The organism is Bradyrhizobium sp. Bra78, assembly GCF_024519855.1.
GTDB lineage: Bacteria > Pseudomonadota > Alphaproteobacteria > Rhizobiales > Xanthobacteraceae > Bradyrhizobium > Bradyrhizobium japonicum_G.
Window position 1 is genome coordinate 333,297 of record NZ_JALJRE010000005.1, and the last position, 14,739, is coordinate 348,035.

The following is a 14,739-nucleotide window of genomic DNA, read 5'->3' on the forward strand; positions in this document are numbered from 1 at the left end:
CAGCAGCCGGCTTGGGGCCTTGGAACCCTAAGTCGGCTGCTGTGCGTTCAGCGCATGTCATGTTCTCCAAGTAGGACAGTGGCGAGTATCGAGGAGCCCGCGCCTCTTTTCAACCCTTTGTATTCGTTTGTGAAATTGGTCTTACAGGGCCTGATTTTCGCCTTGACCGGCAAGGCTCCGTCAACAAATTTGGCCCGAGCATGCAGTGGCGAGCGCATTCGCGGACGAAATCTCTGATTGTGAGTTGCGTCGCGAATCCGGACTCGCTGCGGTTGCGGCAACGGCGAAAACCATGGCATTCGCGAGCGAATTGAAGGCGAAACGGAGCATTTACCTGGCTCTGAGAACGTCGAGCCATGCAGAATCTACCCAGCTCGTCGGAGTGCGAAGCTCTGGCATCCTTTGGGCCGGAGGAGGACCGAGAAACGGCCATGTGGAACGCCGTGGTGGCGTTGATATACTCGATCGGCGCGATGCCCTCCGAACTCGCCAACCTGCGCTGGAAGGATGCGGATAGATCGAAGGTCGGGCAATGGCTAGTGACGCTGCAAGGAAAGGCGGCACGGCAAGTCCCCGTGCTGGTCTGGTCTAGTGATCGGCTGCGGAAGTACGAGAGCCTCTCCCGACCCACAGCAGAAGGGTTGATGTTCTCCTCAGACCAGCACCGCTTCGCCAAATTGGCCTTGGCTGAGATCAGGCGCAGATCGCTCATCCTCGGCTTACGGCCCACGGCTACCCCAAGCGCTATCAGGAGAGCCTGCGTCCGGGATCTCATCCAGCGCGGTGCTACCCTGGAGGACGTGGCAGACCTGTTAGGATTCAAAGGGCTCAAGGAGTTCAATCGGTTCGTCAAATCTCTGTTCCCCCAGACCGATTGAAGAGCCGGTGGGTACTGAGCGGATGAATGCCCAGTACGGAGGCCACGATGTCGGACGATCCCGATTGCGCAGCAAGCTTGGTGCCGCAGCGGCATCTCAAAGAGCCGGGTCCGGTAACCCCGACCATGCCAAGCAACCGGACACGGTTGCGAAAGCGCACTTGTACCGTCCGGACCGAGATACGTGTGCCCCGCCGGTTGACGAAAAGGGGGCCATTCATCGTCAAACGAAAAGGGACGGTTGAACGATACTGTTTCACGGCGCCTTTTGCCCGATCCGTGATCGCGACGGTGCGCGGGGCAAAAGTGGTTGACCTGACGGTCACCACGGATGCGCCGACATCACCAAGATCGAGTGCCACTGCTTCGGAGGCCGACAGGCCGGCATCGTTCATCAACAGATTGATCGCGTGATCCCGGAGTGCCTCCCAATCGTCTACTGCGCCATCGAAAGACGACAAAAGGTCATCCATCTGATCATCCGGCGGAAGGCGTCGGGGCATGCGATCGAGAGAAGGCAACTGAGCCGCAAGGACTCCCGCGCATGGTAAGCCCTCCGAGACGGTCAAAAAGCGGGCGAATGAGCGCAGGGCGCATAGCCGGCGGTATCGCGTCGCCGGAGAAACCCCCGCGCACTTCCAATCGTTCGACATCTTGTCGAGAGCGTTTTGGTCCACCTTTGCCAACTGACGGGCTTCTCCGATCTGCAGCATGGCCGCCACATCTCGAAGATCGCGGCTATAACAATCGACCGTATGCGGAGATTTGCCGTCCGCCTTCAAGGCGGAAAGCCAACGGTCGCTTGCAGGGGCAAAAGGCAATCGGGACATCATCGGAAGACTCGCGTTTCTGCAAGATCGTTCATCACCATCGTGCCGAAAGGCACGTAACTCTGAGAAAATTCGCTACCGGAGTCATGTGCACTTCCATGCTTCGATCAGGGTTTGGAGCGGTACGGCCGCTTGGTGCTGTCGAAAATCTGGCGGACCGCTTCACCCGAGAGGTATCGGCTTTCGGCAAGCGCGTCGGCGATCGCCAGGATCGCATGCCGATTTCGTTTAACGAGCCGCTCGGCCTCCTTTTCCAAGCGGACGAGATCGGCTTCTACCCGACGGCGCAGCGTCCGATCGCGCGACACGGCCTCAAGGGCATGTCCCTGGTCTGCCGTGAACGCGAGCTCGCCCGCGAGACCCGTGGTGTGAAGCGATCCGATCAGGCGCGTGGCCATCGCCATGTCACTCTGATCACTGAGACCGCTGCCAACAGAGACCTCTCCGATAAGTAATCGCTCGGCCGCGCGACCGCACAGGGCGGCGACGACACGGCACTCGAAGTCGCGCCGGGTCGGCATGTCGTCATTGTCGTAGGCGATCTGGGTTCGCGCGGCCTCGCCGACCCGCGTTTGAATGACGATGCCGATCAACGTGCCGCAGTCCAATGCCAAGCTTCCGACCGCGTGCGCCGCTTCATGAATGCAGATTCGACGCAGTCGCACAGAGGGAATCGCCTCGTTCGGGAGCGCAACCGCACGAACGTCCTCAACCTCTAATCCGCGCGCTTCACGGCGTGCGATCCGCCGCGCGTCCCGCGCCACCATCATGAGTTCAGCGCCGGTCGATCCGCGCAGGAGCCGCCCAAGCTCGGCACGGTCGGCGTCCTCGATCTCAGGTAGGTAATGGGCGAGGATATTGATTGTGCCGGCAAGATCCGGACGGCTAATCTCGATACACCGTTCGTAACGACCTGGCCGCAGTAACGCGGAATCGATACGTTCGACGTAATTCGTAGCGCCAATAAAGACTATTTCGTCGCCGCGCCCGGCACCGCTGCGCGTCTGGCCCCCGCGCGAAAAAGCTCCATCCAGCTTGACCAGGAAATTTGCAACTACAGGTAGCCACCAATCGCGACCGCGCGGAGAAAGGGTGGCGCGATCAGGTAGAGCGTCAAGCTCATCTAGGAACAAAACACAACTTTTAGATGCGTACGCCCTTTCGAACATGGCGTTTGTCGCTTGGACGACACCGCCGAGCATTCCGTCCGAATTCGCAAAGAGATCCGCTATGGAAAAAGCAAGGAGGGGGAGGCCTAGAAAGCGGGATACCATCCTCGCGAATATCGTCTTGCCGGTACCCGATTCTCCAAATACGATCAGGGATCGTGATACCTGACTGAAATCTATCTTAAGTTGTCTATAGTCTTCGAGATCCTGCGCAAGATCTAAAGCCCAGCTCCTAGCCGCTCCGAATTCCAAGGCGGTCTCTAAAGAAGGCAAGCGATCATCATCGTCGGAGCCGATCTTCCTCGTCGTGGCCCGCTCCATGCGGCTAACGATCTGGCGAGAGGTCGATCCTGGCCGGAAAGTAGCGGCAAGCTCGTCGATGTCCAATCCGATCCCGACCAGCGAGGGCACAGGAAAGGCAACGGCTCGACCGAGCTGTCTTTCGATGACCTTTTTCAGTGTGCCGCCAGTCGGGGTGGCGAGATTGATCGTCTGATCCATACTGGCGATCAGAGTGGACGGCAGCACGCTGGTCGAGGTCGCGATGCCAACCACCGGACGGCCCTCTGCGAGCGCTTTAGCAATGACTGAGTTCCCAACCGTGCTCTTGTGCTCGGCGCGATTTCCGCCGTCTCGAGCGACAACATGCCAACGGTCACCGAAGCGGTGTCTCCAGAAGCGTTCGCAGGGCGCGACCCACGCAGCCGTCGGAACGACGACAACGACCGCCAATATTGCCTTCCCCGAAAGCGAGCGGCTGAGCGCCGAAGTCATGGCCTGCTCAAAAGCCACGTCGACTATCGCATCGGCTGGAGATCGCTTGTCGCGGACAGGCATCGCCGTAGTCTCTGAATCTTCGTCTTCTCCGATAAAGCGCAGTCGTTCAAAGCTCACTTTCGCAGTCTCGTCATTGTGTGCGGCCCCAGCGGCGTCGAGACGAGGTCGAGTTCGATGAGGTCGTGACAAGCCAGGGACATCACAGTAGTCACCGGATCGCGGTGGCTCCGGAGGCGGCTCAGAAGTTCGCCGAGCGGCATCGCGCCGTCGTCCGTGAGCGCGCCGAGGATTTGCATGCGGAGCCCGAGGTCGATCGGGCGACCGGCATACTCGAACACCGTCCTGGCATTGGAGCAGCGTGGTTCGCGCATGACATCAGTCTCCGTCTGGACCAACGGTCGAAGTCCCAGATCAAGCAAGGCATGGGCGACCATGAGGCGCTGGGCAATGGAGCGGCGCGGCCTGGCTTCGATGAGGTCGAGATAGTAGCGGCCGTGGTCGCGTTCGATCGCGATTGCGTCGACGTCCCATGTCGTCGGCACGGTTGGAATCGTCGGCAAATACTCAATCGATCGGACCGCCGGGTCGAGCGAAGCCTGCATCAGCGCGTCCCTCATGAGGGGATGCCGCAGCGGGACGACTATTCCTCCGCATTTCACCGATACGAACTGGCCCACGCGGGACAGTCGTTCGCCTCTCTTTATGGCCATCTTTCGCCCTTTCTTGGCGCTCACTCGTCGGCGCGTGCACGATCATCCATGCGGCGCCTTCGCCTTTGGATCTGCGGAGATCGGAAGATCGAGGAAGGCGTCCGCATCCCAGTCGTATCGGGATCTGATGAGAACAGGGCGCTCCCTCACGACGCCCCGCCGAAGAAAGACATCGCGACCCGCGACGATCGGAACGGGCGTGCCGCGCAGGTGGAGTTTGCAGAGCGGTGCGAGTACGAAGTCGGTAGCGAACAATCGCCCCTCGGCACCGCAATCGACGCACGCGCTTGCGGAGCGAGCCTCGGCGAGCCCGATGGCTTCTTCGATTTTGAGGGCCTGTCGTTGCGAAATCTCCGACCGACTACTCCAATGAGTGCGCAGCACGCCGTGTTCGCAGACCATGCAGGTGAAGTAGACAGAACCGTCGTTCGCCGCCGCGGCCACCCGTTCGACCAGACGTGTTACGACATGCTGCCAACCCGCGGTGCAGCGCGGGTATCCCGGCGCAAAGGGCACCCCACGGAAAGACCGCACGAAAAGGGTTGGATTCCTCCGGATGAGTTCCTCTTGCCAGGTCATTTCGGGGCTCCGAGTTTCGAACTTGACGACTTCGCCGTCCTGCAGCTCAGTGACGAGTTCTCGACCAGGCGATCGGAGCGACGGGCCACCCAAGCGTCGAGATCGGGAAAGATCGCGAGGTCGGTGCAGAGAATGCGTTTGCAGATCAAATTGCTGACGATGGGTATGATGTTCCGTTTCCCAACGGCGTGGCCCAGTTCACGAATGCTGAGGCAATCTCTCTCAAGAGCGCGTTTAATTCTCGAGCCCAGATGAGGGGCGATTTCGAGCCCGCGATGTTCCCAAATGCGCTCACACCGATGGGCGAGCGGCTGCGCACAGATCGAAAATGTGTCCACTGCGCGTAGCGTGATGTCGTGCTGATCAAGCGCGATCAACAACATTCCCTCGGTATCGATGTCTCGATCAACGCGCTCGTCCACGATGTCATATGCGACGAACCCATTTTCATGCTCAGCAACCAGCATGCCGACCTCGATTTGCTCGCCGGCGAGGGGCAGGGCGGGGACAAAACTCAGAGAGCGGACAGCCGGATCCAACGTCAACTGGACTGCAAGCTTCCGACAGTTCGATTCATTTCCGCAGCCGATCAGAGCACGGCCGCTGACCGAAAGCAGATCGATCGATGGGTAGCGACGTGAACTGCCTTTTGTCTGCGACACGAACTGTCTCCGACTTCACCGGAAAAGGCCGATCGGCTGGCCTCATCCAGTCCGCTGGCCTAAAGAGAGCAGGGAGCGTCACTGGAGTCAAGATAGTTAGCTATCTAGGATCACGCATGGACTATTCGAAGCTAGGACCGCGCCCCCTCTAACGGATGTGGATATCTTGGGTTTTTCCGAAAATCAGCACTTCCGCCCGAGTCGCTGCGGTGCTAAGAGAGCCTAGATGGTCAGCTATCTGATCCGGGGGAGGTTGTGGTGCGAGAGCCGAAGAAGAAGGCGGCGAAGGCTAGAAAGAAGCGGACAGATAACCGAAGCCAGATTCTTATCTACATGGATCCGTCCGTGATCCGGCGGCTCAAGCTGGCAGCTCTGGCGATGGGCAAGCCGGCATTCGAGCTTGCGGAAAAGGCGATCGAAGAGTGGCTAAAGAGCCATCAGGCCGAAATTCGTCAGGGGACGGCGAAGATCTCAAGGGGCGAGTAGCTGGATCCAAGGGCGCTTGCCGATCAGGCGGAAGCGGTGAGGGCGGTTCAGAATACTTCCGGGGCCATAAACGATGCGAATGTCGAAATCCTCAGTCACATGGACGCCGACTCGCTGCGGGAGCATAAAGTTCCCCCTGAATCGGTCAGGCAGAGAACGCCACTTGCCGGCTCCCAGATGCACGGCGACATGGGGCGCTACCGCCCATCGCCATATTAGACCCGTGCTGTCCGCAGCCGCAGCGCGTTGCCTACGACGCTGACGGACGACAGTGCCATCGCCGCTGCCGCCACGATCGGCGACAGCAAAAGCCCGAAAGTCGGATAGAGCACGCCGGCCGCGATCGGGATGCCGGCCGCGTTGTAGGCGAAGGCGAAGAACAAGTTCTGCCGGATGTTGCTCATCGTCGCGCGCGAGAGGCGCCGGGCGCGAACGATGCCGGTCAGGTCGCCCTTGAGCAAGGTGATGCCGGCGCTTTCCATGGCGACGTCCGTACCGGTGCCCATGGCGATGCCGACCTCGGCGGCAGCCAAGGCGGGCGCGTCGTTCACGCCGTCGCCGGCCATCGCGACGATCCGCCCCTGCTTCTGCAGCTTGGTCACCACCGCGCTCTTCTGATCCGGCAGAACCTCGGCTTCCACGTCTGCGATTCCCAGCCGGCGAGCCACGGCCTGGGCGGTGGTCCGGTTGTCGCCGGTCAGCATGATGACCTTCACGCCTTCCGCCGCGAGGTCCCGCAGCGCCTCGGGCGTGGAGCCCTTGACGGGGTCGGCAATCGCCATGATGCCGGCGAGCTTGCCGTCGACGGCCATGTTGATGACGGTCGCACCTTCGCCGCGCTGGCGCTCCGCCTCGGATTCCATCGCGGACACGTCCACTCCCTGCGAACGCATGAAGGCTGCGTTGCCGAGCAGCACCTTCTTGCCGTCGACCGTTCCGAGTGCGCCCTTGCCGACCGGCGAATCGAAGTCCTGGACGTCGGTCGTCCGGATGCCCCGATCCTTGGCTTCGTTCACGATCGCATCGGCGAGCGGATGCTCGCTGGCGCGTTCGACGCTGGCGGCGAGCCGCAGCACCTCGACCTCGGAGTAGTCCTGTACGGCCTTGACGGCGACGACCTTCGGCTTGCCCTCGGTGAGGGTGCCCGTCTTGTCGACAACCAGGGTATCGATCCGCTCCATGCGCTCAAGCGCTTCGGCATTCTTGATGAGCACGCCGGCCTGGGCGCCGCGCCCGACGCCGACCATGATCGACATCGGGGTGGCGAGCCCGAGGGCGCACGGGCAGGCGATGATGAGGACGCTGACGGCGGCGACGAGGCCGAAGGCGAGCCGCGGCTCCGGACCGTAGACCGCCCAGACCGCGAACGCTGCGACCGCGATCACGATGACGGCAGGGGCGAACCAGCCGGCGACCTGATCGGCCAGACGCTGGATCGGCGCGCGCGAGCGCTGCGCCTGCGCGACCATCTGGACGATCTGGGACAGCATTGTGTCGCTGCCGACCTTCTCCGCGCGCATGACGAAGCCGCCGGAGCGGTTCAGCGTGCCCGCGATGACCTTCCCGCCCGTCTCCTTGCTGACGGGCATGGATTCGCCGGTCACCATGGACTCGTCGAGCGACGACCGGCCCTCGACGATCTCGCCGTCGACGGGCACCTTCTCGCCTGGCCGCACGCGCAGCCGGTCGCCGACCTGCAGCTCCGAGATCTGAACCTCTTCGTCGCTGCCATCTGCGCGCACTCGGCGTGCCGTCTTCGGCGCGAGGTCAAGCAGGGCCTTGATGGCGCCCGAGGTCGCCTCGCGCGCGCGCAGCTCGAGCACCTGGCCGAGTAGGACGAGCACCGTGATCACGGCCGCGGCTTCGAAGTAGACTGCGACGGCGCCATCGTGCGCCCTGAACGTGGAGGGAAAGACCCCCGGCGCGACGGTGGCGACCACGCTGTAGATCCAGGCCACGCCGGTGCCCATGGCGATCAGCGTGAACATGTTCAGGTTGCGGGTCAGAACCGAGTGCCAGCCGCGCACGAAGAACGGCCAACCGGCCCACAACACGACAGGCGTGGCGAGAACGAACTGAATCCAGTTCGAAAGCGACTGCTCGATCCAGCCATGGGCGCCGACGAGATGGCCGCCCATTTCGAGGATCACGACCGGAACGGACAGCGCGAGACCCACCCAGAACCGGCGGGTCATGTCGATCAGCTCCGGATTGGGGCCCGTGTCCGCGGTCGCGACCTCGGGTTCGAGCGCCATGCCGCAGATGGGACAATTGCCCGGCCCGACCTGGCGGATCTGCGGATGCATCGGGCAGGTGTAGATAGTGCCTTCCGGCACGTCCGCCGGGGGTGCCTGCTGCGCCTTTCCGTGGGCGTACTTGGCGGGATCAGCTTCGAATTTCGTCCGGCAGCGCTCCGAGCAGAAATAGAAGGTCTTCCCGCCATGGTCGATCTTGTGGCGAGCGGTAGCGGGATCGACCTTCATCCCGCAAACGGGGTCTAAGACTGTACCGACGGCGTGATCGTGGTTGGAGTGATCGTGGTGATGGTGGGCATGATCGCCCGCGGATCCGGCGGCAGGGGAATGCGAGCCGGCACAACAACTTCCCTGGTTCGATCCGGATTTGGCACCGTCTTGCTTAACCATCGTTCGCTCCGTCTCTTGCGGAAAGTACCCTAGGGGGGTATATACGGGCCATGAGGAACGACATCAAGGCTTCCTGTCAGAAACGCCTGAACCGGATCGAAGGCCAGGTTCGCGGGCTCGCGAAGATGGTCGACGAAGACCGGTACTGCATCGACATCGTCACTCAGATCTCGGCGGTCCGTTCCGCGCTCCGCCGCGTCGAAGAAGAGATTCTGAGGGATCACGTGGCCCATTGCGTGGAACACGCGATCAACAGCGGCGACAAGGCCGATCAGCGCCGCAAGATCGCGGAACTGATGGACGTCGTCGGCCGGGTGGACAGGTAACCCGGCGGCGGTCACGGATGCTTGACCCGGATCAAGGACTGCGTACTGAGCCGGAATATGCTACTCAGGCCGCGCTGCGGCCCGAAAGGTAAATGATCTCGATGCGGCTCGTCCGTACCATCCTGGCGTTCGCGATCGCCGTCTCGCTGGCGATGCTGCCGCTTGGCGCGTCGGCCGCTGCGCGCGGGATGTCGTCGAGCGATATGAAGCTCGCCATGCAGATGACGGACCACACCGACATGTCGATGGACTGCTGTCCGGACGACATGGACGGAAAGACGTCTTCGAAGGATAGCTACAAGTGCGGGATGAGCTTCTGCTGCATCGGCGGGGCCATCGCCATCGGTGACGTTCGTCCCGTCGCGTTCGGCGTATCCGCCGTGGCGGCGAGTACCATCGCAATTCCCTCGGACCAGGTCGTCGATTTCCGTGGTGGCAGTCCGCCCTTCCGACCTCCTCGAATCTGATCTCGCGAAAGCCCTGCGCGCGTACGCTCGCACGCGCAGTCGACCCACGCGCGCGCCCCTAGGCGCCGCGGCCGAGATCAATTCATGAGGACAGAACAATGCTTTCCAAATTCACGACTGCGGCTCTTGCCGCCACCCTTTCGCTCGTCGCTTCGGCCGCCATGGCGGGCGCCGGCGACTTCACCTTCGAGCCGGTCAATCCGGAGATGAAGAAGGGCGACGACGTCACGCTGGCCGTTCGCTTGACGAACAAGCAGACCGGCAAGCCGGTGCCGGACGCGGTGATCTTCAAGACCCGCGTCGACATGGCGCCCGACGGCATGGCCGAGATGGAATCGGCGGTCACGCCGCTGCCGTCGAAGGAACCGGGCGTCTACGCCTTCAAGACGGACCTGCCGATGGCCGGCCGTTATCAGGTGACGCTGTCGGCGAAGGTGCAGGGCGAGTCGGAGACGGTCACCGGCAAGGTCGTCGTCAAGGCCACCAAGTGAGCCTTCGGGCGTCCGCCGAGGGCGCCCGAACTTCTCTTCTCGTTCACATGGACGCGCGCCCCGAGCGCGCGGGTAGCACACCATGAACACGCAACGTCTTCTGACGGTACTCGCATTGACGGGCGGCTTGGGCCTCGGCGCCTACTGGTCCGTGAACGGCGATCGTTGGTCCGTTCACGCCGAGGCGACCACGGCGGCTCCCGTCGTCGATCAAACTCCGCTCTACTACCGCGATCCGAGCGGTGCGCCGCTTTGGTCGGCAGGCCCGAAGAAGGACGACCGCGGGCGGGACTACCTGCCGGTCTACGACGAGGACGGCCCGGCGAGCGAGCCGAAGGCAAAGCCGCAGCAGGCGAACGCGTCGCGGAAGATCCTGTATTACCGCAACCCGATGGGGCTGCCGGATACCTCGCCGGTGCCGAAGAAGGATCAGATGGGGATGGACTACGTCCCCGTCTACGAAGGCGACGACACCGACGACGGCACGGTGAAGCTGTCGCCTGGCAAGATCCAGCGCACCGGCGTGAAGTCCGAGCCCGTCGAGCGGCGCAGCATTCGCGTTGCCGTCAAGGCGCCCGGCACGATCCAGCTCGACGAGCGGCGGATCTCGGTCATAGCGATGCGCTCGGAAAGCTTCGTGCAGAAGATCGCCGACGTCACCACGGGCACCCGGGTGAAGGCGGGCCAGCCGTTGATGGAGGTCTACAGTTCCGCCATCGCTTCCGCGGCGGCGGAATATCTCGCGACGCTCAATTCGAAGGTGGTCGGCGGCGTGGAGCTCTACGGCCGCGGCTCGCGTCAGCGCCTGACCAATCTTGACGTTCCGGAGCCGGTCATCACCGCGATGGAGAAGTCGAAGGTCGCTCCGGTGACGGTGCAATGGACGGCGCCGCGCGACGGCATCGTGCTCGAGCGCAACGCCATCGAAGGCATGCGGGCCAACCCCGGCGACGTGCTGTTCCGGATCGCGGACACCTCGGTGGTGTGGGCCCTCGTCGACGTCGCCGAGCGCGACCTCGGCAACATCGCCGTGGGGCAGCCCGTGACGATCCGGGCGCGCAGCTTCGCGGGCCGGACCTTCTCCGGCAAGATCGCCGCGATCTATCCGCAGGTGAACCGCGACACGCGCACGGCGCGCGTCCGGATCGAGCTTTCGAATCCGGACGCGGCCTTGCTGCCGGACATGTACGTCGATGCCGACATCGACACCGCGGACGGATCGCCGGTGCTTGCCGTGCCGGATAGCGCGGTGCTCGACACCGGGACCCGCCAGGCCGTTCTCGTCGACAAGGGCGAAGGCAGGTTCGAGCCGCGGGACGTGAAGCTCGGGCGCCGTGGCGGCGGCTACATCGAAGTCCGCGACGGCCTCAAGGACGGGGAGGTGGTCGTCACGTCCGCGAACTTCCTGATCGACGCGGAGAGCAACCTCAAGGCCGCGCTGAAAGGCTTCGCCGATGCGAACCCGTCACCGGACGCTGCGAGCGACCACGCCCATGGAGAGCACAAATGATCGCCCGCATCATCTCCTGGTCTGCGCGCAACCTGCTTCTCGTCCTGTTCGGCACCGGCTTCGCGGCGGCCGCCGGGCTGTACGCGCTGGTCCATCTGCCGCTCGATGCCATCCCGGATCTCTCGGATACCCAGGTGATCGTCTACACCGAGTACCCCGGCCAGGCGCCGCAGGTCATAGAGGATCAGGTCACCTATCCACTGACGACAGCCATGCTTACCGTGCCGAAGTCGAAGGTGGTGCGCGGCTTCTCCTTCTTCGGCGTCTCGTTCGTCTACGTGATCTTCGAGGACGGCACCGACATCTACTGGGCGCGCTCGCGCGTCATGGAATTCCTGAACAGCGCGACCTCGCGGCTTCCCGCGGGTGTCACTCCGACCATCGGTCCCGATGCGACCGGCGTCGGTTGGGTCTACCAGTACGCGGTAATGTCCAAGGAATTGAACCTCGCGGACACGCGCACGATCCAGGACTGGAATCTGAAGTTCGCACTCGCCAAGGCCGGGGGCGTCGCCGAGGTCGCCAGCATCGGCGGCTTCGTCAAGCAGTACAACGTGGTCCTCGACCCGCAGCGGATGCGCGACCGCGGCATCAGCATGCAGAAGGTCCGTGAGGCTATCCGCGCGTCGAACGCGGACGTCGGCGGTCGGACCGTGGAGCTGTCCGAGTTCGAGTACGTCATCCGCGGCAAGGGCTACGTCAAGAGCATCAACGATCTCGGCAACATCGTGCTGAAGACCAGCAACGGCACGCCGGTGCTGCTGCGCGATGTGGCCAGCGTGGAACTTGGTCCCGACGAGCGACGCGGCATCGCGGAACTGAACGGCGAGGGCGAGGTCGCCAGCGGCATCGTGCTGCAGCGCTTCGGGGTCAACGCGCTCGACGTGATCGAGAACGTCAAGAAGCGGTTTAAGGAGATCGCGAGCAGCCTGCCTAAATCCGTCGAAATCGTCCCGGTCTACGACCGCTCCAACCTGATCTACGCGGCCATCGAGACCCTCAAGCACACGCTCGTTGAAGAAAGCATCGTCGTCGGACTCGTCTGCATTGTCTTCCTGCTGCACGTCCGCAGCGCGCTCGTCGCCATCCTGATGCTGCCGGTCGGCGTCCTGATGGCGTTCGGCGCCATGAAGCTGCTCGGGCTGGGATCGAACATCATGAGCCTCGGCGGGATCGCGATCGCGATCGGTGCCATGGTGGATGCGGCCATCGTCATGATCGAGAACGCCCACAAACACCTGGAGCGGGCCAAGCCCGGTGAGTCCCGCGTCCAGATTCTGATCGATGCGGCGTCCGAAGTCGGCCCCGCGCTGTTCTTCAGCCTGCTGATCATCACCGTATCGTTTATGCCGATCTTCACCCTGGAATCCCAGGAAGGGCGGCTGTTCAGCCCGCTCGCCTTCACCAAGACGTTCTCCATGGCCGCAGCGGCGCTGCTGTCGGTGACGCTGGTGCCGGCGCTGATGGTGATCTTCGTCCGCGGCAGGATCGTTCCGGAAAGCAGGAATTTCATCAACCGCTTCCTGATCTGGATCTACCGGCCCGTCATCAGGGGTGTGCTGCGGGCAAAGACGCTGGTGATCTTCGCGTCCATAGCCGTTCTGGCCGTCTCAATCTGGCCAGCTCGCCAGCTCGGCACCGAGTTCATGCCGTCGCTGAACGAGGGCACGCTGCTCTACATGCCCACCACGCTGCCGGGCATCTCCGTCACGAAGGCGGCCGAGCTGATGCAGACCCAGGACCGGATCATCAAGTCATTCCCGGAGGTCGCTTCGGTCTACGGCAAGGCGGGGCGGGCGGCGACCGCGACCGATCCGGCTCCGACGGAGATGTTCGAGACCGTGGTCAATCTGAAGCCGAAGGAGCAGTGGCGCCCCGGTCTCACCGTCGACGGGCTGATCGCCGAGATGGACAAGGCGCTGCAGTTTCCCGGGGTCTCGAACGCCTGGACCATGCCGATCAAGGCACGCATCGACATGCTGTCGACGGGCATCCGCACGCCGATCGGCGTGAAGGTGATGGGCACTGACCTGGTCGAGATCGACAGGCTCGCCAAGCAGATCGAGCGTGTCATCAAGGCGGTGCCTGGGACCTCGTCGGCCTACGCCGAGCGAGGCATCGGCGGGTACTATCTGGAGATCTCACCGGATCGCGAGGCGCTCGCCCGCTACGGCATCCTGATCCAGGACGTCCAGGACACCATCGCGGCGGCGCTCGGTGGCCAGACGGTCACAACGACGGTCGAAGGTCGACAGCGATTCACCGTGAACATGCGCTATCCGCGCGACCTCCGAGACAATCCCAAAGCCATCGCCAGCGACATCCTGGTGCCGATGCCGGCCGGAGGAGCGGTGCCGCTCGGCGAGGTGGCCAAGGTCGAACCGGCGCGCGGACCGACCTCGATCCGGACCGAGAACGGGCAGCTCGCGACCTACATCTACGTCGACATCCGGGATCGGGACATCGGCAGCTACGTCGCCGACGCGCAGCGCGCCGTGACCGAAAGCATCCAGTTTCCGGCCGGCTACTACGTGGTCTGGAGTGGGCAGTACGAATACCTGCAGCGGGCTGCAGCGCGCCTGAAGATCGTGGTGCCGGTGACCCTGACGATCATCTTCCTGCTGCTGTATCTGAACTTCAGGGCCATGACGGAGACGATGATCGTCATGCTCTCGCTGCCCTTTGCGCTGGTCGGCGGCATCTGGATGATGTGGTGGCTTGGCTTCAACCTGTCGGTCGCCGTCGCCGTCGGATTCATCGCGCTGGCCGGCGTCGCCGCCGAAACGGGTGTCATCATGCTCATCTACCTCGATCACGCCCTGGCCGAGGTGAGGGCGATGCGAGCCGCAGAGGGCCGAGCTATCAGCCGGCAGGATTTGCATGCGGCGATCATGGAAGGCGCAGTCGAGCGGGTCCGCCCCAAGATGATGACCGTTGTCGCCATCATGGCGGGGCTGCTGCCGATCATGTGGAGCACCGGGACCGGCTCCGAGATCATGCAGCGGATCGCGGTGCCGATGATCGGCGGCATGATCTCGTCGACGCTCCTGACGTTGATCGTGATCCCCGCCATCTTCGGGATGGTCAAAGGCTTCCGCTTGCCTCCCGAAGACAAGACCCAGGGACAAGCGCCGGAAGTGACGAAGCCAACCGTCCTGAAATTGCGAGTGTCGGAGCCGGCCGAATGAGGTGAGTCATGATGCACGACAT

The 14,739-nt window shown here is 63.1% G+C and carries 13 protein-coding genes; 7 read left to right on the plus strand and 6 right to left on the minus strand.

Translation table 11 applies throughout. From position 1 onward, the window contains the following. Window positions 1-431: 431 nt before the first annotated feature. Window positions 432-878: a site-specific integrase gene (locus tag OC450_RS14600; RefSeq protein ID WP_262048118.1), complete on the plus strand. Its 447-nt coding sequence runs from the start codon at window positions 432-434 to the stop codon at window positions 876-878. On the opposite strand, the gene xerC is transcribed toward OC450_RS14600, so the two are convergent. The 5 genes from xerC to OC450_RS14625 all read right to left on the minus strand — a co-directional run bounded on the left by xerC (window position 850) and on the right by OC450_RS14625 (window position 5,604). Continuing rightward, window positions 850-1,710 carry a tyrosine recombinase XerC gene (xerC, locus tag OC450_RS14605; protein WP_262048119.1) on the minus strand — a complete coding sequence of 287 codons (861 nt, stop codon included), beginning with the start codon at window positions 1,708-1,710 and terminating at the stop codon, window positions 850-852. The genes OC450_RS14600 and xerC overlap by 29 nt on opposite strands. 104 nt (window positions 1,711-1,814) lie before the next feature. After that, window positions 1,815-3,770 (minus strand): AAA family ATPase, encoded by a 1,956-nt coding sequence (locus tag OC450_RS14610; protein ID WP_262048120.1) that lies wholly within the window; start codon window positions 3,768-3,770, stop codon window positions 1,815-1,817. Continuing rightward, window positions 3,767-4,255: a hypothetical protein gene (locus OC450_RS14615; RefSeq protein WP_262048121.1), complete on the minus strand. Its 489-nt coding sequence runs from the start codon at window positions 4,253-4,255 to the stop codon at window positions 3,767-3,769. Before OC450_RS14615 ends, OC450_RS14610 begins: the two co-directional genes overlap by 4 nt. Before the next feature lie 150 nt (window positions 4,256-4,405). Then, complete coding sequence (locus OC450_RS14620) at window positions 4,406-4,942, minus strand: hypothetical protein (protein ID WP_262048122.1); 537 nt, start codon at window positions 4,940-4,942, stop codon at window positions 4,406-4,408. After that, window positions 4,939-5,604, minus strand: a complete 666-nt coding sequence (locus OC450_RS14625) for a hypothetical protein (RefSeq protein WP_262048123.1) — start codon at window positions 5,602-5,604, stop codon at window positions 4,939-4,941. Before OC450_RS14625 ends, OC450_RS14620 begins: the two co-directional genes overlap by 4 nt. 258 nt (window positions 5,605-5,862) lie before the next feature. On the opposite strand from OC450_RS14625, the gene OC450_RS14630 reads away from it, so the two are divergent. After that, window positions 5,863-6,090 (plus strand): hypothetical protein, encoded by a 228-nt coding sequence (locus tag OC450_RS14630; RefSeq protein ID WP_262048124.1) that lies wholly within the window; start codon window positions 5,863-5,865, stop codon window positions 6,088-6,090. Window positions 6,091-6,305: 215 nt separating this feature from the next. Here the strand turns inward: OC450_RS14630 and OC450_RS14635 are convergent, their stop codons facing one another. Beyond that, window positions 6,306-8,735, minus strand: a complete 2,430-nt coding sequence (locus OC450_RS14635; RefSeq protein WP_262048125.1) for a heavy metal translocating P-type ATPase — start codon at window positions 8,733-8,735, stop codon at window positions 6,306-6,308. Between the two features lie 50 nt (window positions 8,736-8,785). On the opposite strand from OC450_RS14635, the gene OC450_RS14640 reads away from it, so the two are divergent. From OC450_RS14640 to OC450_RS14660, 5 genes are all read left to right on the plus strand, one after another. Continuing rightward, entirely contained in the window at window positions 8,786-9,061 is a 276-nt protein-coding gene (locus OC450_RS14640; protein ID WP_262048126.1) for a metal-sensitive transcriptional regulator, read from the plus strand. A gap of 101 nt (window positions 9,062-9,162) precedes the next feature. Then, window positions 9,163-9,528 carry a hypothetical protein gene (locus OC450_RS14645; RefSeq protein WP_262048203.1) on the plus strand — a complete coding sequence of 122 codons (366 nt, stop codon included), beginning with the start codon at window positions 9,163-9,165 and terminating at the stop codon, window positions 9,526-9,528. 98 nt (window positions 9,529-9,626) lie between these two features. Next, a complete protein-coding gene (locus OC450_RS14650; protein ID WP_262048127.1) occupies window positions 9,627-10,019 on the plus strand; it encodes a FixH family protein in 393 nt (130 codons plus the stop codon). A gap of 82 nt (window positions 10,020-10,101) precedes the next feature. Then, window positions 10,102-11,529, plus strand: coding sequence for an efflux RND transporter periplasmic adaptor subunit (locus tag OC450_RS14655; protein WP_262048128.1), 1,428 nt, complete (start codon window positions 10,102-10,104; stop codon window positions 11,527-11,529). Continuing rightward, window positions 11,526-14,717: an efflux RND transporter permease subunit gene (locus OC450_RS14660; protein WP_262048129.1), complete on the plus strand. Its 3,192-nt coding sequence runs from the start codon at window positions 11,526-11,528 to the stop codon at window positions 14,715-14,717. The genes OC450_RS14655 and OC450_RS14660 overlap by 4 nt, the downstream gene beginning before the upstream one ends. Window positions 14,718-14,739: the final 22 nt, after the last annotated feature.